Origin of the sequence: Haloferula sp. BvORR071 (genome assembly GCF_000739615.1) — a bacterium.
Taxonomy (GTDB): domain Bacteria; phylum Verrucomicrobiota; class Verrucomicrobiia; order Verrucomicrobiales; family Akkermansiaceae; genus Haloferula.
Window position 1 is genome coordinate 142665 of sequence record NZ_BATP01000001.1, and the last position, 19059, is coordinate 161723.

The following is a 19059-nucleotide window of genomic DNA, read 5'->3' on the forward strand; positions in this document are numbered from 1 at the left end:
GAAATGGCACCGCCCCCCGGAGCCGGAAGCGATAGCTCCCGCCCTCTCCACAGGATCCAGTCCACAGGCTGGATCCTCCAGAGCGACGTCCTGAAGATCTTGGCCTACATAGCGGCAGCACTCTCCTGTGGTGCCCTGCTGGCTCCGTGGATTTATCAGCTTGGGAAGAGCCTGGCGGCATATCCGCCATCATTTGCTCCGCTCAAGTTTATCGCAAAATCCGCGGGCCGCGCTGACTTCCCGACCTATTTCAACCGCGCGTCTTTGCTTTCGGGCGTGGCGCTGGCCTTTCCCTTGATCCTGTGGCTGCGCTCCGGTCGGACAAAGGGACCTTACCGAGATACTCCGTGGTCCTTGCGGTTGCCGGATGAGGCCGTGGTTCTCGACCAGGGACAACCGCTGCGCCGCAATCCCCGCGGCTGGAGGCAGTTCATCACGGGCTTCCTTCTCGCTGCCGGGCTGCTCTTGCTGGCAGGGTGGGGGATGCAGCAAGCGGGCTTCTTTGTATGGAAGGACGCGGCCTTCTCCACGCGGGGCGCGCCAAACAAAGTTGTCACGGAGATCCAGCTCCTGAAGTCCTTCGGCATCATTCTTCCCGGCGCAATCATCGTTACCTTGGTCGAGGAAATCCTCTTCAGAGGCCTGCTCTTGGGAATCTTCCTGCGCGCGACCCGACCGCTGCCTGCGATCGTGTTGCTGTCTCTACTCTTCGCCTTCATCCATTTCCTCAGGCCGCCCGATGGCAGCCCCTTGCCTGACCCCCAGTCGGCTAGCGCGGGCTTTCTGCTGCTGGGGCAGATCTTCGGCCGCCTCGTCGATCCGCTTCCGCTTCTCTCCCGCTTCTCCCTGATGGCAATGGTGGGCGGCGTGTTGACATTCGCGCGCTATCGCACCGCCTCGTTGTGGTTGCCTGTCGGCCTCCATTTGGGCTGGATCGTCGGTGTGGGTCTTTTCAAGGCTGCTACTTGGCCGGTTGCCGGCTTGCCGAAGGCGGACGCCTGGTGGGTCGGCGCGACTCTTTTTGAAGGCCTGCTGCCCTTGCTCATCGTTGCTGTTACGGGATTGCTGGTTCTCATGCTGACGCCCGCCTTGCCGAGGAAGGACTAATTGGCTGAGTTCAATCGCAGTTCGTAGCAGGCCGATTCAAGTGCGGGCGCGGATGTATTTCACCGGATTCCGTTCCGGTAGGTAACCTGATCGAGACTGCCTCACGCCTCGCCTTTGCGCGGGCGCTTCTCCATCAGACGGTGGAGGATCGCGAAGAAGAAGCCGGTGGAGAGGCCGCACATGAGGATGCCAGTCAGGCCTTCCGCGGGGCCGAGCATGCGCCAGCCTGTGGGCAATACGACGTCACCGTAGCCCAAGGTGGAGTAGCTGACCCCGGAGAAATAGAGGGAAGTGTCCCAGTCGGGCAGGCATTCCTTCGCCCAATAGAAGAATGCCCATAGGACGATCTGGAAGAGGTGGAGGAGCGTCAGCCACCAGGCGATGCGGATGATGATGGTTGCCAGATGCCAGAGACGTGCCCGTTTGGGAATCGGATGGGTATCGATATACCGCAGCAAGAGGACCAGTCCGCCCGAGTGGATGACCACGCAGACAGCGAGAAGCAGCAGGGCGGAGAGCAGTTCGCGAAACATCGGGTCACGGGGTGCCTTTGACGAAGGCGTCCACGGCATCGGCCACCGAGGTGAAGCGATTGATGATGCCGGTCTTTTCCTCAAGGCCTTCGCGGCGCAGGGTGTCACGCGCGGCGGCCCGGGCTTCGACAAGCTGGAGTTGGATGTTCGAGGTCGCGAGTTCGCGGTGCAGGGTGGTGATGGTTTCTGTGGCCTGCAGGTCGATGTGGGGAGAAGAGGAAAGGTCGAGCAGCACCAGCCTCGGAGGCGTCGCCGAGTCACGCACGGCCGCCATGACTTGATCGCGGATGTGGTCGATGTTGAAGTAGACGAGGCTGGCCTCGGGTCGGCAGATCAAGAGGCCGGGCACCGATTCGTTGTCTTCGTGGCGGGCGGTGTCGGAGAAGCGGCGGGTTCCAGGAATCCGGCCGAGAGTGGCCACGTGGGGACGCGAGGCGCGGCGGATCAGCAGGACCAGCGAGATGATCGCGCCGACCATCACACCGCGCAGCAGGCCGGAGCCGAGCACTCCGACCATCGCGGAGATCGCCGCGATGAACTCGGCCCGGTAGCCGTGCCAGAGATGGATCAGCGCCTTGATCTTGAAGAGCCCCGCCACCGCGACGAGCACGATGGCTGCCAGCGCGGGTTGGGGGAGATTGTGGAGGGCGCTGGAGAGGAAGAGGGTGACCACCAGAATAATCAGGGCGGCGATGAAGCCGGAGAGCGGGGAGCGAGCGCCGCCGCTTTCATTGACCAGCGATTGGGACATGCCGCCACTGATGGGGAAGCCTTGGCCGAGGCCGGAGGCGAGATTCGAGGCGGCGAGTGCGAGGAACTCCTGGTTGCTATCGAAGCGCCCACCGTGCTTGGCGGTGAACATGCGGCCGATCGCCGCGGTTTCCACCGCACCGATCATGAGGCAGGCGACCGCCAGTGGCAGCAGCTCGTTCAGGTCGCTCCAGCTCACCGCCGGTAGTCCGAATGGCGGGAGGCCTTGGGGAACCTCGCCGAGCATCTTCACACCGCGGGACTCCAGACCTAACAGGCTGGCGGCCACGATGCAGCCAATGACGACCACGAGCGCGACCGGCTTGTTCTTCAGGAAGATCTTGCCGAGGATGAGGATGGCCAGGGAGACGAGGCCGGTGGCGAGTGCCGCGGGGTTGGTGTGATCGAGATCCTTGAAGAAATGGCCGATGCGCTCCCAAAAGTCGCCATGCCCCGCGCTGTAGCCGAAGAGCTTGGGCAACTGGGTGCTGGCGAGGAAGAGCGCGACGCCGCACTTGAAGCCGATCATGACCGATTCCGAGATGAAATTGACGATGGAGCCTGCCTTGGCGAGCCATGCGACGAAGGCAAGAAATGCGACCAACAATGCGGTGCAAGCCGCCAGTGCCGCATGGCGCGAGGGATCGCCGGCAGACATCGGGGCGAGCGAGGAGCCGATCAGCAGGGAGATTGCCGAGGTGACCGTGATGGCGGTGTGGCGTGAACTGCAGAAGAGCCAAAAGACCAGCCCGCCGAAGAGGCAGGCGTAGAGACCGGACTGGGGCGGCAGCCCGGCGAGTGAGGCATCGCCGAGACCGGCCGGGAGTAGATAGGCCGCCAGCGTGATGCCAGCGATGAGATCGGCGCGGAATAGGTCGCGTGGATAGCTGCGAAGCCAGGAGAGGGCTGGAAGATAGCGAGCAAGATTCATGGGCCGACGCTGTCAGGGATCGCCTTGCGCATCGCCAGACATGGCGTCCGCGGTGTGCCTCAACGCGAGTGCTTTATCGCTGTCATTACCTGCCCATTAGGCAAGGAGGTCGAGCCTTGGGCTGCGGGTAGGCATTGTACTTTGGTTGTACTGGAATCTCGTTGTCCGCCACATGGGAACTTTCTTATCACCGTGGCTATGGCTGTAGATTTGCTCGGTCGCGAGGGAGGTGGTATAGCCGCAGGGCTCTGCCTTGCAGGAGTCATGCTGTCGGCGCCCATCGCCCGCGGCGATGATGTGGAGGAGATGAAGCAGACCCTCGCGGCGATGGAGAAGACCATCTCGGATCTGAAGACGCGAATCGCGGTGCTTGAGGATGAAAAGGCCGAAGTAAAGGTCGCGGCGCCGCCGGCTCCATCCCGTGCTCATGCTGCGCCGTCCAAATCCGAGCCATCCAAGTCCTCGCCACCGGCTCCCGCCTTGACCACGCCCGCGGTGGTGGAGGCGAGCCCGGGAGCAGCAGGCACGGGCAGCAAGGTGCGCGACTCCGATGGCTTCCAAGAACTCCAGCAAGCGGCGCCTCGCCCGGAGAACCGCCCGCTCGATCCGAAGCTCAAGGGCTTCGTGCTGATTCCCGGCACGGACACCATGTTCAAGATTGGTGGCTCAGCCCGGGTCGATGCGATTGCGGACTTCGAGGACAATGGCAACCCCAACCAGTTTGTACCCTCGACGATTCCGGTCGGCAACCAAGCAGGCTACAGCGGCGACGAACGTTCGACGATCCACGGCAAGGGTACCCGCATCAGTCTGGAAATCCGCCGGCCGACAGAGCAGTTCGGCAACCTGCGGATCTACAACGAGAACGACTTCTTCGGTGATTCGACCTCGAACACGATGACCTTCCGGGTCCGCCACTTCTACGGGCAGGCTTGGAATTTCCTGATCGGCCAGACCTTCTCCGGCTTCATGAATCCGGACGCATGGCCTGACGTGATCGATTACCAGGGGCCGGTAGGCATCATTAACCGCCGTCAGGCGCAGATTCGCTATACCCAACCGCTGTGGGATGATTGTGGCGAGGGACAGGCCTATATCAGCCTCGAGTATCCGGAGAGCGACTTGCTCGATGCTTCGTTGCCGGCGAACTCCGAGGCGCGTAGTAGCACACCCGATGTCGTGATCGGCGGGAGATGGGAGGGCGATCTAGGAAACATTCAGCTTGCGGGCATTGGTCGAAGCCTGAATTTCGACAGCGATACCGGTGCAGACGGCAGCACGATGGGCTGGGGGGTAAGCCTATCCGGCGCTTGGCACATCACCGAGAAAGACGATCTTCTGGCGCAGCTTGCTTATGGCGAAGGCATCGCCCGCTACGTGAATGACTTCAATGGCAACAGTCTGGATGCCGTGTTTGTAGGCGGCGATCTCGAGGCGGTGCCGATTTTTGCGCCGATGGTCGGCTATACGCACCGCTGGAGTGAGCACTTCCGCTCGACCGTGGCCGCGAGCTGGGTGATGGCGGATCTCCCCGCAGGGGTGAATGCCCTTACTCCGGAAACCACGGCGAGCATCGGGGCCAACTTGGTTTGGCAGCCGACTTCCTCATTCCGGATGGGTCTCGAATACCTCTACGGCACCAAGGAAACCTACGACGGCACGGATGGTGATGCCAACCGGCTGAACTTTGTGGTGCGCTACGATCTGGTCAAATAACCGAAACATATTCATGGATATTAAGATCATCCTCGAGATCGTTGTGATCCTCGGTGCCCTCGCGATGGGGGCTCGGACGGGTGGTGTTGGACTCGGCCTGTGGGGTGCCGTCGGACTGCTGGTGCTTGTGGTTGGCTTCGGCCTCAAGCCGGGCGATATCCCCGGCGATGTGCTACTCATCGTCCTCACGGTCATCATGGCCGCCTCAGCGATGGAAGTGGCAGGCGGCATCGACTTCCTGGTCAGCGTTGCCGAGAAAATCATCCGGAAGAATCCGAAGCAGGTCACAATCGTGGCTCCTCTGGTGACCTATGGCTTCACCTTTGCGGCCGGCACTGGACATATCGTCTACCCCTTGCTCCCGGTGATCTACGAGGTGGCGCATGAAAGCGGCATCCGTCCTGAGCGGCCGATGGCGGTGGCGACGATTGCCTCGCAGCAGGCGATCACCGCGAGTCCGGTCTCCGCCGCGACGGCAGCGATGATTACCATGCTCGCGGGTCACGGCTACGGCTTGGTGCAGATCCTTCTAATCTGTGTGCCGTCCACGCTGGCCGCCGTCATCATCGCCGCAATCGTGCAGCTCAAGGTCGGGAAGGAACTCAAGGATGATCCGGAATACCAGCGTCTGCTGGCTTCGGGTGAATTGCAGCCGCCGGAAAAATCGACGGCTGCAGAGCCAGCTCCGATGAAAAAGGGTGCAAAAGCGAGCGCCTTGATCTTCCTGTGCGGCGTCGCGCTCGTGGTGCTGGCGGGTATTTTCGTAAAGCTCCGGACCGTAGGAGGTGTGGTGCTGGGCATGGACCGCGCCATTGCCATCGTGATGCTCACGGTGGCAGCGGTGATTGTCACGGTGACAAAGATTCCTGCCGCTGAGGTGCCGAAGTGCAAGACCTGCCAGTCCGGCGTCTCGGCGATCATCGGAATTCTGGGTCTGGCTTGGCTCGGCGACACCTTCATGGACGCGAATAGAGAGGTGATCATCGGCGGCCTCAAGAGTATGGCGACGGCCGCACCGTGGACCTTCTCGATCGGCCTCTTCGTCGCATCCATGCTGCTCTTCAGCCAGGCTGCGACTGCCAAGACGCTGATGCCGCTGGGTATCTCACTTGGTATCCCGATTCCAGCCCTCATCGGCATGTTCCCCGCGGTGAATGGCTACTTCTTCATTCCCAACTACGGCACCATCATCGCCGCGATGCAGTTCGACCGCTCCGGCACGACGCGCATCGGCAAGTATCTCCTGAACCACTCCTTCATGCTGCCGGGGATGATTTGCACCGTCGGGGCAGTGAGCTTCGGCCTGCTGATCGGAAAAATCTTCTTCTGAGCCTCAAATTTACACTCAACATGAGCTTCTCCGAAACTCGCATTAGCGATATTGCCGGCACGATTGGAATCGAGCCGGCAGAACTTGCCGCCCTCTTTGCCCAAGGCGGATCGCATGAATACAAGGCAGGCGACTACCTCTTCCACGAGTCCACGCCGCGGCAGTGGATGGGAATCGTGGAGGAAGGCGAGATCGAGATCGTGGCCGGGGTCCATGGTGCCACCACGCGGCTTGCGACCCTGACTCGCGGTGTCGCATTCGGTGAAGGCGTGATGCTCGATGATCTCCCTCACACCGCCTCGGCCATCGCTCTCAGCCCCGTCAAGGTGCTGCAGATTTCGCGCGCCGTTTTCGAGGACCTTCGTGCCTCGAAGCCGGAGATCTTTTACCGCATGGTGGGGCATGTCGCCCGCCGCCTGAGCGTCCGTCTCCGTGATGCCAATCGCCTCGCCGCAGGCGCTGGACCCGCGGTCGCCTCCACCTGGCGGCGTGAACACGACTCTCTGGGCGAGCGGGAAATCCCGGATAGCGCCTACTACGGCGTGCAAACCTTGCGGGGCATGGAGAACTTCCCGCTCTCCGGGATCCCGATTCACCACTTCAGCCATTTCGTGCGGGCCTTGGCCTACGTGAAGAAGGCCGCGGCGAGCGCAAACCAAACACTGGGGGTGCTGAAGCCCGACCGCGCGGAAGCGATCATCGCCGCCTGCGATGAGGTGATCGCGGGGCAGTGGCATTCGCACTTCACGATCGATATGATCCAGGGCGGAGCCGGCACTTCGACCAACATGAATGCCAACGAGGTGATCGCGAACCGCGCTCTCGAAATCATGGGGCACCGGAAGGGTCAATACGAGCACCTCCACCCGAATGACGACGTCAATTGCTCGCAGTCGACGAATGATGCCTATCCCACGGCAATCAAGCTCGGGGTGATCCTCGCGCTGCGGGATGCCGTCTCGGCCCTGCGTGAGTTGCGGACCGCGCTCGAAGCGAAGGCCGTGGAATTCGCGGACGTGCTCAAGATGGGCCGCACCGAGAACCAGGACGCGGTGCCGATGACTCTCGGCCAGGCCTTCGGAGCCTATGCCGTGATGATCGGCGACGGGATCCGCTATATCGAACGCGCTGGCGAAGAGCTTCACGAGGTCAACATGGGTGCCACGGCCATTGGCACGGGCATCAACAGCCCTCCCGGCTACGCCGATCTTTGCACCAGCCAGCTCGCGGAGGTCAGCGGCCTGCCGCTGAAGCTCGCCGCGAACTTGGTGGAGGCGACCCAGGATTGCGGTGGCTTCGCGCTGATGAGCAGCGCCATGAAGACCGCGGCGGTGCAGCTCTCAAAGATCTGCAATGACCTCCGCTGGCTCTCGTCCGGCCCCCGCTGCGGTCTTTACGAGATCCGTCTGCCCGCGATGCAGCCGGGCTCCTCGATCATGCCGGGCAAGGTCAATCCGGTCATTCCGGAGGTGGTCAGCCAGGTCTGCTACCAGATCATCGGCGCGGATGTGACCATCTCGATGGCCTCCGAAGCCAGCGAGCTGGAACTGAACATGGCCGAGCCGATTATTGCCTTCAACCTGCTCTTTGGCCTGACGCTCTTGCGGAATGCCGCGGTGATCCTCAACGCCCGCTGCGTTTCCGGAATCGAGGCCAACAAGGAACGCTGCCTTGAGTACGTGCGCAACTCGATTGGCCTCGTGACGGCGCTCAATCCGGTGCTTGGCTACGAGCGCAGCGCCGCCATCGCCAAGGAAGCCCTGAAGACCGGTGGCAGCGTCTATGACCTCGTGCTCGCCAAGGGCTGGCTGGCCAAGGAACAGCTCGATGATCTGCTCTCGCCGGAGAAGATGACACGTCCCCGAACGATCTGAGATCAAACGAAGTAATCCGCCCTGGCGTCAGGCTCGGGCGGGTACGACCAAGGTGCAATATTCACCATGCCTAAGCCATGGCATGAACAATGGCCCTCAGTCCTGCGGGGCCGGGGCAACCCATCCTCACGACCATGTCCTCGATCGATCTCTCCGCTTGCGGCCTGTCGGTCGCTGAAGTTCATCACAATCTCCCACCCAGTGGGCTGTACGAACACGCGATCCGTTTTGAGCAGAATAGCAGCATTGCCGACAATGGCGCGCTGGTGGCCTACTCGGGGGTCAAGACCGGCCGATCGCCGAAGGACAAGCGGGTCGTCAAAAGCCCGGAGTCGGAAAAGGACATCTGGTGGGGCGGGGTGAACATTGCCCTCGAGCACCAGACCTTTTTGATCAATCGCCAGCGCGCCCTCGACTATCTCAATACCCGCGAACGACTCTACTGCTTCGATGGTTTTGCCGGTTGGGATCCGGAATATCGCATCAAGGTCCGGGTGATTTGCTCCCGTCCGTACCATGCGCTGTTCATGCACACGATGCTGATCCGCCCGTCGAAGGAGGAATTGGAGAACTTCGGCGAGCCCGACTTCGTGATTTACAATGCCGGCGCCTTCCCGGCGAACCGCCTGACCAGCGGCATGGGATCTCCGACTAGCATCGATCTATGCCTGGAGGACAAGGAGCTGGTAATCCTCGGCACCGAGTACGCGGGAGAGATGAAAAAGGGCGTCTTCACGGTCGCCAATTACTTTGCACCGAAACGCGGGGTGCTATCGATGCATTGTTCAGCCACCGCCGACCGCAAGACCGGGGCCTCGTCCCTGCTCTTTGGACTAAGCGGCACCGGCAAGACCACGCTCTCAGCGGATCCGAAGCGGCATTTGATCGGCGATGACGAGCATTGCTGGAGCGACGAGGGTATCTTCAACATCGAGGGCGGGTGCTATGCCAAGGCGATCAACCTCACGCCCGAGAGCGAGCCGGATATCTTCCAGGCGCTGCGCTTCGGCCCGGTGCTGGAGAATGTGGTGCTCGATGAGGACCATGACGTTGACTACACGGACACCAGCATCACCGAGAATACGCGTGGAGCCTATCCCATCGAATTCATCCAGAATGCGAAGGTGCCTTGTGTGGCCGGTCATCCCACCGATGTGATCTTCCTGACCTGCGACGCCTTTGGGGTCTTGCCACCGGTCAGTTCCTTGTCTCCGGCTCACGCGATGTATCATTTCATCAGTGGCTATACCGCGAAGGTAGCGGGCACGGAGATGGGCATCACCGAGCCGCAGACCACCTTTTCGCCTTGTTTCGGAGGTCCCTTCCTCGTGTGGCACCCGAGCAAGTATGCCGAGTTGCTGGCGGAGAAAATGCGCAAGCACAATGCCCGCGTCTGGCTGGTCAATACCGGCTGGGGCGGTGGCGGGTACGGTGTCGGCAAGAGGATCAGCCTGAAAAATACCCGCGCCATTATCGATGCGATTCACGACGGTTCGCTTGCCAGCGCCAAGACCGACCGTGATCCGGTCTTCGGTTTCGACATCGTGACGGAGGTGCCTGGCGTGCCCTCGGAAATTCTCAGGCCGCGCGACGCGTGGGCGGACAAGGCGGCTTATGATGCCACGGCCAAGAAGCTCGCCGGGCTCTTCGTGAAAAACTTCGAGACCTATGCAGAAGGAGCCTCCGCCGAGGTGAGGGCCGCGGCGCCTGTCCCTTGATCCGGGGTGGATCTCGCCTCCCAACCGAATAGCCAGATGATCGAGCACCATTTCGATACGACGACGGCCATTCTCCACGTTCGGCCCATGTCGTCCTTGGAGAAAAAGGACTTCGAGGAACTCGCGAAGGAGGTGGATCCTTTTATCGAAGGGCAGGGGGATCTCTCCGGCCTGATCGTGGAGATCTCCGGCTTCCCGGGCTGGGATAGCTTCGCTGCGATGGTCAGCCACCTGAAGTTTGTGCGCGATCACCACAAGCACATCAAGCGCGTGGCCTTGGTCACCGATTCTGCCTTGGGCCGTGTCGCGGAGCATCTGGTGTCTCACTTTGTTTCCGCGGAGCTGAAGCAGTTCCCGGCCGAAGACTTGGATGCGGCCAAGACGTGGATTCTCGCGAAGCAAGCGAACGGGGCATGAGTTGGCTTTTCGAACTGCACAAGACCCAGCCGGTAGCGCATGCAATCGGGGTCTTGTCATTCGTCTGCGTGCTAGGCATGGCGTTGGGCAGCCTGAAGTATCGAGGCATCGGCCTCGGGACCGCGGGGGTGCTCTTTGCCGGAATCGGCGTCGGGCATTTCGGAGAACCAGTCGATCATGCGACGCTGGATTTCGTGAAGGAATTCGGCCTCGTGCTGTTTGTTTTTACGATCGGTCTCCAGCTCGGTCCCGGCTTCTTCGCCGCCTTGCGCGAGAAGGGGGTGAAAATGAACGCACTCGCTGCTGCGATCGTGGTGATCGGTGCGGTTGCCGCGCCGGTGGCCGGATGGATCGCGGGCTTCGACCGGGCGGCGGTGCTGGGCATCTACTCGGGGGCGGTGACGAATACGCCGGCGCTGGGTGCCGGATCCCAGGCGATCAGTACCATGGCGGGCGTCACGGATGATCAGAAGGCCATGCCAGCCCTTGCCTATGCGGTGACCTATCCCGCGGCGATCGTTGGCATCATCGCGGCGCTGCTGATCCTGAAGAGGATCTTCAAGATCGATGCGGTGAAGGAGGCGGCCTCATTTGCGGAAGCCAACAATCGCAAGGTTGAGAAAATCGAGCGCCGGACCTTGGTGGTCACCAATCCGAACCTCGACGGCCTGCCGCTGTCCGAAGTGCCCGGCAGGGAAGAAGCCGGTGTGACCATTTCCCGTGTGGGCCGAAACGGCGTAACGCAGGTCGCCCATGATACCACGGTCATCCAAAGCAATGATCTGCTCACGGTGGTAGGAACTCCGGATGCCTTGGATCGATTCGAGCGAGTGGTCGGGCATCGCAGCGATCAGGATCTGGTGATCGACGACTCCAGCCTGACGTCGCGCCGGGTGGCAGTTACCACCAGGACGGTCCTCGGCCAGTCGATCGGACAGCTGGGTCTGACTGAGCGCTTTGGCGTGGCGGTGACCCGGGTCACCCGGGCTGATATGGAGATGTCGGCAGTGCCCGGATTGCACCTTCAATTCGGCGATCAGCTCCAGATCGTCGGACGCAATGAAGATCTGGACCGTGCGGCAAAGGCGCTGGGCAACTCGCTCAAGGAGCTGAACGAAACACATTTCATTCCCCTGTTCATCGGGATCGTGCTGGGCGTCGTTCTCGGCACCATGCCCATCGCGGTGCCGGGCATGCCACAGCCGGTGAAACTCGGACTGGCCGGTGGCCCCTTGGTGGTCGCCTTGATCCTCGGGCGCGTGGGACGAATTCGTCACCAGGTGTGGCATATGCCGGTGAATACGAACCTAGCCTTCCGGGAATTCGGCATCGCCTTGTTCTTCGCCACGGTGGGCCTGAATGCCGGGGCCAAGTTTTTTGCGACGGTTTTCAGTGCCACCGGCCTGCAGTGGCTGCTGGCCGGGCTGGTGGTCACCATGCTCCCCCTTCTGCTGGTCGGGATTCTCGCGAGGATCTTCCTCAAGATGAACTTCATCGATCTGAGTGGTCTCCTTGCTGGCAGCATGACCGACCCGCCTGCTCTGGCTTTCGCCTCGAATGTCGCCGGCTCCGGATCTCCGGCCGTGAGTTACGCCACGGTGTATCCGCTCACCACGCTCATGCGCATTCTCTCGGCGCAGATTCTGGCGATCGTGCTCTTTGGTTGATGGTCGATTTAAGGTCTCTGACTGCCGTTAATCACGACGGGGTAAACCAAAGTGCAATAGACCCCGGGCGGGTCGTGGGATCACCCTGAGTTACGGTCATGGATACGCCCTCGCTCGGTCCAGCACACTTTGCCTCAGGTCTCCGCCACACAATTGGCGATGAGGTCCGTATCCCTGAACGGATTGAATCCGGCCGCGAACCCGGACTGATGTTTGAGGTGGCAGGTCCAAGGGGGAAACTCTTCTTCGATCCGAAGAAAACCCGGGCGGGCATTGTGACCTGTGGTGGCTTGTGTCCGGGATTGAACAACGTCATCCGCTCCTTGTTCCTGGAGCTGTATCATGGATATGGCGTCACCGAAGTGCTCGGTTTCCGTGGCGGTTACGCCGGGCTTGATCCAGCGAATGCCACCGAGCCAGTCGCCATCACGCCGGAGTTCGTGGAAGGCATCCACCGCAAGGGCGGGACGATTCTGGGGACTTCGCGTGGCCCGGTCGATATCGGTCGGGCTGTGGACAATCTCATTGCGCGCGGTGTCGACATCCTCTTCACGGTCGGGGGCGATGGGACCCAAAAGGGGGCAAACGCTCTCTATCAGGAAGCCAGCCGGCGCGGTCACTCCTTGGCTGTCGTCGGCGTGCCGAAGACCATCGACAACGATGTGGCCTTCGTGGCCCGGACCTTCGGCTTCTTCAGCGCCGTCGAGGAAGCGGTGAAGGTGCTCGACCGGGCCCACACTGAAGCCTGTAGCACTCCCGGGGGCATCGGCTTGGTCAAACTGATGGGGCGCCATGCAGGTTTCATCACCGTGGGTGCCACGGTTGCCAGCCAGGACGTGAACTTCCTCCTGATCCCGGAGGTGCCCTTCAAGCTCGAGGCTTTCCTCGCTGCCTTGGAAGAGCGGATGCGTAACAAGTCTCATGCTGTGATCGCAGTAGCCGAGGGCGCGGGGCAAGAGCTGTTGAGAGCCCAAGCGGATCAACACGACGCCTCTGGCAATACGAAGCTCTCGGACATCGGGGTCTTCCTGCGGGAGCGGATCGAGAATCACTTCAAGGCCGTGGGTCTTCCGGTCGTGATGCGCTACTTCGATCCGAGCTATCTGGTCCGGAGTTCTGCAGCAAATTGCGAGGATGCACTGCTCTGTGACCTCTTCGCGCGAAATGCCGTGCACGCCGCGATGGCAGGCAAGACCGGAGTGGTGATCGGCTTCCTTCACGAACGCTTCATTCACGTGCCGATCGAACTCATCGCCGGTCGCTCGAAGCGAATCGATCCCGATGGTGGCTGGTGGCATTCCGCACTCGCGACCACCGGACAACCCGAAAGGTTCGAGTAGCCGATTTGTAGATGCCCATGGCCGAGGCTATCCAGTTCATTGAGAAGCTGTCTCTGCTCGCCTTTCTGGTGAGCAGCATGGTGGCGACTGGCCTCAGCCTGGATCCTCGGGCGGCGCTGTCAGCGCTTCGTGATGTCCGCTTCGTTTCAATCGCGCTGGCCCTCAATTTCCTGTTAGCCCCGGCACTGGCATTGTTGCTGATCCGTTTGATTCCGCTTGAGAAGGGACTGGCGAATGGCCTGCTCCTTCTGGGTGGGGCTGCGGGTGCTCCCTTTTTGCCGAAGTTGCTAGCCGTAGCAAAGGCGGATTTGGCCCGTGGCGTCGCGCTGATGGCGCTGTTGACCGCCGGGACGATCATCTTCCTGCCCTTGGCCTTGCCTTTGGAGATTCCCGGAGTTGAGGCGGATCCGTGGCGCATCAGTCGTCCTCTCTTGGGTTGGATTGTGGTGCCCTTGCTGGTGGGAGTGGTGGCCAATTTGGTGAGCCCGGGTCAGGCCATCCGTGCCGCACCCTCCTTGTCGAATGCCGCGGGTGGCTGCATGCTCCTGTTCTTCGTCTTGTTGGTGGCCACGAATGCCAAGTCGCTCTTGGCCCTTTGCGGCAGTGGTGCCCTTCTCGCCGCCGCCCTGCATGCGGGAATCTTGTTTATTGCGGGATGGTGGCTGGGCGGTCCTTCGGAGGATGGCCGGAGCGTCCTCGGTCTCGGTAGTGGGGCTCGCAATTTCGGCGCGGCCATGGTGCCCGCTACCTCCAGCCTGCGTGATCCCCAAGCGCTCTTGATGATTGCTGCCAGTGCGGTGGTCGGCTGCCTCTTCTGTTTTTCCGCCGCGGTTTGGGCGAAGCGTCGCCGGATCGTGACTAGCACCGGCCTCGGACTTTAACCCCCACTCCTTGCTGCCATGAAATCGCAACCAACTTCCAATCCCATCCGTGTAGGCACGGGAGTGGACGAGCTTCGGCAGGCATTCCTCGATAATCTTACCTGTGCGCTCGGTCGCCTGCGGACCTTCTCCAGCACACACGACTACTACCTGGCGCTGGCGCTGACCGTCCGCGATCATGTTGTATTCCGCGCCGTGGGAAACGTGGAGGAGGGGATGGCCAAGGGAATCCGGCGCGTGGCCTACCTGTCCGCCGAATTCCTGCCGGGACCGCATCTTGCCAATCACTTGCTCAACCTCGGGATCACCGAAGCGGCTCGTGAGGCACTGGGTGGCCTGGGCATCGATCTTGATGTGGTCTTGGCCGCGGAAGTGGAGCCCGGCCTGGGCAATGGTGGCCTCGGTCGCCTGGCATCGTGCTATCTGGATTCTCTGGCCACCGTCGGAGTTCAATCCATCGGCTACGGGATCCGCTACGAGTTCGGAATTTTCCAGCAGAGCATCCGCGACGGCTGGCAGGTGGAGAGTGCCGACAAGTGGCTGCAAGGGGGCAACCCTTGGGAGATCCACCGCCCTGGCGTCGCCCGCGAGGTGAAGTTCGGCGGACATACCGAGACTTGGGTCGATGATTGTGGCCGCTCCCGGGTGCGCTGGGTTCCTGCCTTTGTCATTCGCGGCGAGGCCTACGATACTCCGATTTCCGGCTACGAGTCTGATATCTGCACGCTGATGCGCCTGTGGAAGGCCGAGGCGGGTGAGTCCTTCGACTTCGAGGCCTTCAACCACGGCGACTACTACCGTGCCGTCGAGCAGAAGGTCGATTCGGAGAATCTCAGCAAGGTGCTTTATCCGAATGATGAGTTGCACCGGGGGAAGGAGCTGCGCCTCAAGCAGCAGTTCTTTTTCACCAGTTGCGCGCTGCAGGACATGCTGCGCGTTCACCAGATGAGCGGCGGCACGCCGGATAACTTCCACGAGGGCTGGGCGGTTCAGCTCAACGACACCCACCCGGCGGTGGCGGTTGCCGAGTTGATGCGCCTGTTGGTGGATGAGCAGGCGATCGGATGGACCCGGGCGTGGGAGATCACTTGCAAGACCTTTTCCTATACGAATCACACGCTGCTGCCGGAGGCCTTGGAGAAATGGCCGGTGGCGATCTTCGGCGGGCTCCTGCCCCGCCACTTGGAAATGATCTACGAGATCAACTCGCGTTTCCTCGACGAGGTCCGGCGGACCTTCCCGGGAGATGGTGACAAGGTGGCCAGGCTCTCGCTGATCGATGAAAGCGGGCCGCGCTATGTCCGGATGGCCCACCTCGCGTGTGCCGGCAGCCACACCATCAATGGCGTGGCTGCGCTGCATTCGGATTTGCTGCAGCAGACGGTGCTAGCGGACTTCGCCGCGCTGTGGCCGGAGAAGTTCACCAACGTGACCAATGGAGTTACTCCGCGTCGCTTCGTCGCCCTTGCCAATCCAGGCTTGGCCGGATTACTGGCCCGGCACGCGGGTAAGGACTGGCCGGGAAACCTTGACGAACTGCTCGCGCTTGAAGCTTGCGTCAAGGATGCTGGATTCCGCCACGAGTGGCGCGAGGTGAAGCTTGCCAACAAGCGTCGCCTCGCCGCCGTGATTGCTTCGCGGACCGGGATCGAGGTTTCGCCGGATTCGCTCTTCGACGTCCAGGTAAAGCGGATCCACGAATACAAGCGCCAGCACCTCAATCTGCTCCACATCCTTTCGCTCTACCTCGCGATCAAGCGCGACCCGAAAGCACCAGTCGTTCCGCGCACCTTCATCTTCGGCGGCAAGGCGGCACCGGGCTACTTCATGGCCAAGCGGATCATCCGTCTGGTCACCGCCATTACCGCCTTGGTCAACGAGGATCGCGACGTGGCGGGCCGGATCACGGTGGTCTTTTTCCCGAACTTCAATGTGGGCAATGCCCACTATGTCTATCCGGCGGCCGAACTCTCCGAGCAGATCTCGCTCGCGGGCACGGAAGCATCCGGCACCGGCAACATGAAGATGTCGCTCAACGGCGCGCTGACGATCGGCACGCTCGATGGGGCCAATGTCGAGATTCGCGAAGCGGTGGGAGAGGAGAACTTCTTCCTCTTTGGCCTGACCACTCCCGAAGTCGCCGCTAGGAAGTCGGGTGGCTATCGGCCGCGCGATCTCTATGAGGCCGATCCTGTGCTGCGGGAGGTGATCAACTTCTTGGCGAATGGTGGCCTCGGTGGCGATCCGGAGCTTTTCCGCCCGCTGGTGTATAACCTCCTGGATAGTGACCCCTATCTGGCGCTCGCGGATTTCCGCAGCTATCTAGAAGCACAACGCCGGGTAGGAGAACTCTGGTCCGATCCGGATGCTTGGACCACCTGCTCCGTTCTCAATGTCGCACGCATGGGTCGTTTTTCCTCCGACCGTGCGGTCCGCGAATACTGCCAGCGAATCTGGAAAGTGAATGCCAAACCCGTTAATGCATGAACGCCGAATTTCTCCGTAACCGCGTGAAGCTCTTCGAAGGCTTCGATGAGCAGCGGCTCAGTGAACTCGTTGCAGGATCGAGGATCGAGTCCTTCGCATCCGGTGAGCGGCTCGCGCATGCTGGCGATGCTGTCCATTTCCTCGGCATCGTGCTGGATGGCGAGGTTGTTGCCACCGTGGACGCTGACGGAACCCCGAGGGAACTCGGGCGTCTCGGCACGGCAGAGACATTTGGCGAGATGGCGCTCATGACCGGAGATGCGGCACTGGCGGACCTCACGGCCGTGGGTGCCTGCAAGGTGATGCTGGTCCCGCTCACTTTGTTCCAGTCCCACGTCATGGCGGAACCCCGCGCGGTCCAGCAGATCTCGCGCACCATCGGCGAGCGCTTCCGTCAGGTGATGGCGGACCCGGCGAATGTCGCGGCGGTAGCCCGCAAGGATGACGTGGATGGCTTGCTGGCCCTAAAGGGCGAGCGTCCGGAACGCTTGCTGATCCTCAACTGCGGCTCTTCGTCCTTGAAGTGGAGCGTCTTCGATACCGTGCAGCCGCAGAATGACGCTCACGGCCACATCGAGCGGATCGGTAGCAGCGGCACCCGGCTGGCTCAGCATGGTCCGCGCTGCGAAGTGACTCGCAAGCTGTCACCCGGTGGTCATTCGCAGGCCTTCGAGGCCATGATGGAGGCCCTGCTTGACCGCGGGTCCGGGGTGATCGCCGATGTCTCTTCCATTAGCGCGGTGGGGCACCGGGTGGTGCACGGTGGCGAGAAGTTCACCGGTCCCGTGATCGTGGACGATGCTGTTTTGGACCAGCTCGAGGCCTTGGCTCCACTGGCGCCCCTGCACAATCCGGTCAACGTTGCCGGCATTCGCGAGGCGCGGCGTCTGTTCCCCTCGGTGCCGCACGTGGCGGTCTTCGATACCGCCTACCACGCCACGCTGCCAGCCCCGGCATTCCTCTACGGCCTGCCTTACGACTACTATGAGAATAGGGGCATCCGGCGCTTTGGCTTCCACGGCTCATCGCATGGCCATGTGGCCTTGGCTGCGGCGCAATATCTGAAGAAGCGGCCGCGCGAATTGCGGATCGTGAGCTGTCATCTCGGGAGTGGCGCCTCCTTGTGTGCCATCGATCACGGACGTTCGGTCGACACCACCATGGGCTTCACCCCTGGGGAGGGGCTGGTGATGGGGACCCGCTGCGGCGACTTGGACGCGGGCATCATCGCCTATCTGCAGCGCAACGAAGGAATCTCGGTCACCGAGCTCGACAAGGTCCTCAACAAGGATAGCGGTCTGCTCGGGCTTTCGGGGATCTCTAGCGACATGCGCGAGATCGAGGCTGCCGCCGATGCAGGCAACACCCGCGCCCTGATCGCCTTCAAGGTCTTCTGCTATCGCGTCCGAAAGGGCATTGGCGCACTGGTCGCCGCACTCGGCGGCATCGATGCCCTGGTCTTCACCGCGGGCATCGGCCAGGGCAGTGCCGGTGTGCGCGGCGCCGCTGTGCAAGGCCTGCAATGTATGGGCATTCATCTCGATGAGGCGCGCAATCGGGCAGCCACCGGCAAGGAGGCGGAGCGCATCTCATCCGACTCATCGCCCGTCGCGATCCTGGTCTTGCCGACGGACGAGGAGCGTATGATCGCCCGCGAGTCCTTGAAGGCCTTGAGCCGCGACTACTTGGTGCGAGCCAGTGAAGCCTGCCGCTCCGAGCCGATTCCGGTCGAGGTGTCCGCCCACCACATCCACCTTTCCCAAGAGCATGTTTACGCATTGTTCGGTGAAGGGCACGAACTCACCAAACATGCCGATCTCTCCCAACCGGGCCAGTATGCCTGCAAGGAACAGCTCGCGATCGTCGGTCCGAAGGGCCGCATCGAGCGGGTCCGGGTTCTCGGCCCGGCCCGCAAGGCGACTCAGGTCGAGATTGCAATGACGGAGCAGTTCAAGCTCGGGATCCAGCCGCCGATCCGCGAGTCCGGAGACATCAACGGCACCCCCGGCTGCGTGCTGGAAGGGCCTGCAGGTAGCGTGGAGCTGGAGAAGGGGGTGATCTGTGCGCTGCGCCACATCCATATGACCCCGGCTGACGCCCTGCGCTACGGTGTGAAGGACAAGTCTTCCGTCAGGGTCCGCGTCATGGGCGACCGGGAAATGGTCTTCGGCGACGTGCGCGTCCGGGTCGACCGCAACTTCGCCCTCGCCATGCACATCGATACCGACGAGGCGAACGCGGCCAACCTTGGCAATGGCGCGCAAGGATTCATCGATGGCGTCCAGGACGAAGGGTGATAGAGTCTAAC

Annotated in this window: 13 protein-coding genes; 11 read left to right on the forward strand and 2 right to left on the reverse strand. The window is 61.8% G+C overall.

Annotated elements, in window-relative coordinates:
- Positions 1–3 precede the first annotated feature (3 nt).
- Positions 4–1107 (forward strand): CPBP family intramembrane glutamic endopeptidase, encoded by a 1104-nt coding sequence (locus tag BV071_RS00605; RefSeq protein ID WP_035600649.1) that lies wholly within the window; start codon positions 4–6, stop codon positions 1105–1107.
- Between the two features lie 101 nt (positions 1108–1208).
- Here BV071_RS00605 and BV071_RS00610 read toward each other — a convergent pair whose 3' ends face one another.
- Positions 1209–1640 carry a potassium channel family protein gene (locus tag BV071_RS00610; protein WP_035600652.1) on the reverse strand — a complete coding sequence of 144 codons (432 nt, stop codon included), beginning with the start codon at positions 1638–1640 and terminating at the stop codon, positions 1209–1211.
- A gap of 4 nt (positions 1641–1644) precedes the next feature.
- Positions 1645–3321 (reverse strand): SulP family inorganic anion transporter, encoded by a 1677-nt coding sequence (locus BV071_RS00615; protein WP_052572700.1) that lies wholly within the window; start codon positions 3319–3321, stop codon positions 1645–1647.
- 264 nt (positions 3322–3585) lie between these two features.
- On the opposite strand from BV071_RS00615, the gene BV071_RS00620 reads away from it, so the two are divergent.
- From BV071_RS00620 to BV071_RS00665, 10 genes are all read left to right on the forward strand, one after another.
- Positions 3586–5037 (forward strand): DcaP family trimeric outer membrane transporter, encoded by a 1452-nt coding sequence (locus tag BV071_RS00620; protein WP_052572701.1) that lies wholly within the window; start codon positions 3586–3588, stop codon positions 5035–5037.
- Between the two features lie 13 nt (positions 5038–5050).
- Complete coding sequence (locus BV071_RS00625; protein WP_035600655.1) at positions 5051–6367, forward strand: anaerobic C4-dicarboxylate transporter; 1317 nt, start codon at positions 5051–5053, stop codon at positions 6365–6367.
- 20 nt (positions 6368–6387) lie between these two features.
- Complete coding sequence (locus BV071_RS00630; protein WP_075090808.1) at positions 6388–8241, forward strand: aspartate ammonia-lyase; 1854 nt, start codon at positions 6388–6390, stop codon at positions 8239–8241.
- Positions 8242–8375: 134 nt separating this feature from the next.
- The gene (gene pckA, locus BV071_RS00635) at positions 8376–9959 is read left to right on the forward strand and encodes a phosphoenolpyruvate carboxykinase (ATP) (protein WP_035600657.1); all 1584 of its coding nucleotides are present in this window, start codon (positions 8376–8378) and stop codon (positions 9957–9959) included.
- A 6-nt stretch (positions 9960–9965) separates the two neighbouring features.
- Positions 9966–10376 carry an STAS/SEC14 domain-containing protein gene (locus BV071_RS00640; RefSeq protein ID WP_265593901.1) on the forward strand — a complete coding sequence of 137 codons (411 nt, stop codon included), beginning with the start codon at positions 9966–9968 and terminating at the stop codon, positions 10374–10376.
- Positions 10373–12043, forward strand: a complete 1671-nt coding sequence (locus tag BV071_RS00645) for a putative transporter (protein WP_052572702.1) — start codon at positions 10373–10375, stop codon at positions 12041–12043. The genes BV071_RS00640 and BV071_RS00645 overlap by 4 nt, the downstream gene beginning before the upstream one ends.
- Before the next feature lie 98 nt (positions 12044–12141).
- A complete protein-coding gene (locus BV071_RS00650; protein ID WP_035600662.1) occupies positions 12142–13383 on the forward strand; it encodes an ATP-dependent 6-phosphofructokinase in 1242 nt (413 codons plus the stop codon).
- A gap of 17 nt (positions 13384–13400) precedes the next feature.
- The gene (locus BV071_RS00655; protein WP_052572703.1) at positions 13401–14264 is read left to right on the forward strand and encodes a hypothetical protein; all 864 of its coding nucleotides are present in this window, start codon (positions 13401–13403) and stop codon (positions 14262–14264) included.
- Between the two features lie 18 nt (positions 14265–14282).
- Positions 14283–16751: a glycogen/starch/alpha-glucan phosphorylase gene (locus BV071_RS00660; protein WP_035600665.1), complete on the forward strand. Its 2469-nt coding sequence runs from the start codon at positions 14283–14285 to the stop codon at positions 16749–16751.
- Positions 16748–19048, forward strand: coding sequence for an acetate/propionate family kinase (locus BV071_RS00665; RefSeq protein WP_035600667.1), 2301 nt, complete (start codon positions 16748–16750; stop codon positions 19046–19048). Before BV071_RS00660 ends, BV071_RS00665 begins: the two co-directional genes overlap by 4 nt.
- Positions 19049–19059: the final 11 nt, after the last annotated feature.

What these genes read in the sequence shown, in the direction of transcription:
- BV071_RS00630 (WP_075090808.1), top strand. Translation starts at nt 6,388, where the DNA reads ATGAGCTTCTCCGAAACTCGCATTAGCGATATTGCCGGCACGATTGGA.
- pckA (WP_035600657.1), top strand. Translation starts at nt 8,376, where the DNA reads ATGTCCTCGATCGATCTCTCCGCTTGCGGCCTGTCGGTCGCTGAAGTT.
- BV071_RS00625 (WP_035600655.1), top strand. Translation starts at nt 5,051, where the DNA reads ATGGATATTAAGATCATCCTCGAGATCGTTGTGATCCTCGGTGCCCTC.
- BV071_RS00620 (WP_052572701.1), top strand. Translation starts at nt 3,586, where the DNA reads ATGCTGTCGGCGCCCATCGCCCGCGGCGATGATGTGGAGGAGATGAAG.
- BV071_RS00610 (WP_035600652.1), bottom strand. Translation starts at nt 1,640, where the DNA reads ATGTTTCGCGAACTGCTCTCCGCCCTGCTGCTTCTCGCTGTCTGCGTG.
- BV071_RS00665 (WP_035600667.1), top strand. Translation starts at nt 16,748, where the DNA reads ATGAACGCCGAATTTCTCCGTAACCGCGTGAAGCTCTTCGAAGGCTTC.
- BV071_RS00660 (WP_035600665.1), top strand. Translation starts at nt 14,283, where the DNA reads ATGAAATCGCAACCAACTTCCAATCCCATCCGTGTAGGCACGGGAGTG.
- BV071_RS00650 (WP_035600662.1), top strand. Translation starts at nt 12,142, where the DNA reads ATGGATACGCCCTCGCTCGGTCCAGCACACTTTGCCTCAGGTCTCCGC.
- BV071_RS00645 (WP_052572702.1), top strand. Translation starts at nt 10,373, where the DNA reads ATGAGTTGGCTTTTCGAACTGCACAAGACCCAGCCGGTAGCGCATGCA.
- BV071_RS00655 (WP_052572703.1), top strand. Translation starts at nt 13,401, where the DNA reads ATGGCCGAGGCTATCCAGTTCATTGAGAAGCTGTCTCTGCTCGCCTTT.
- BV071_RS00615 (WP_052572700.1), bottom strand. Translation starts at nt 3,321, where the DNA reads ATGAATCTTGCTCGCTATCTTCCAGCCCTCTCCTGGCTTCGCAGCTAT.
- BV071_RS00605 (WP_035600649.1), top strand. Translation starts at nt 4, where the DNA reads ATGGCACCGCCCCCCGGAGCCGGAAGCGATAGCTCCCGCCCTCTCCAC.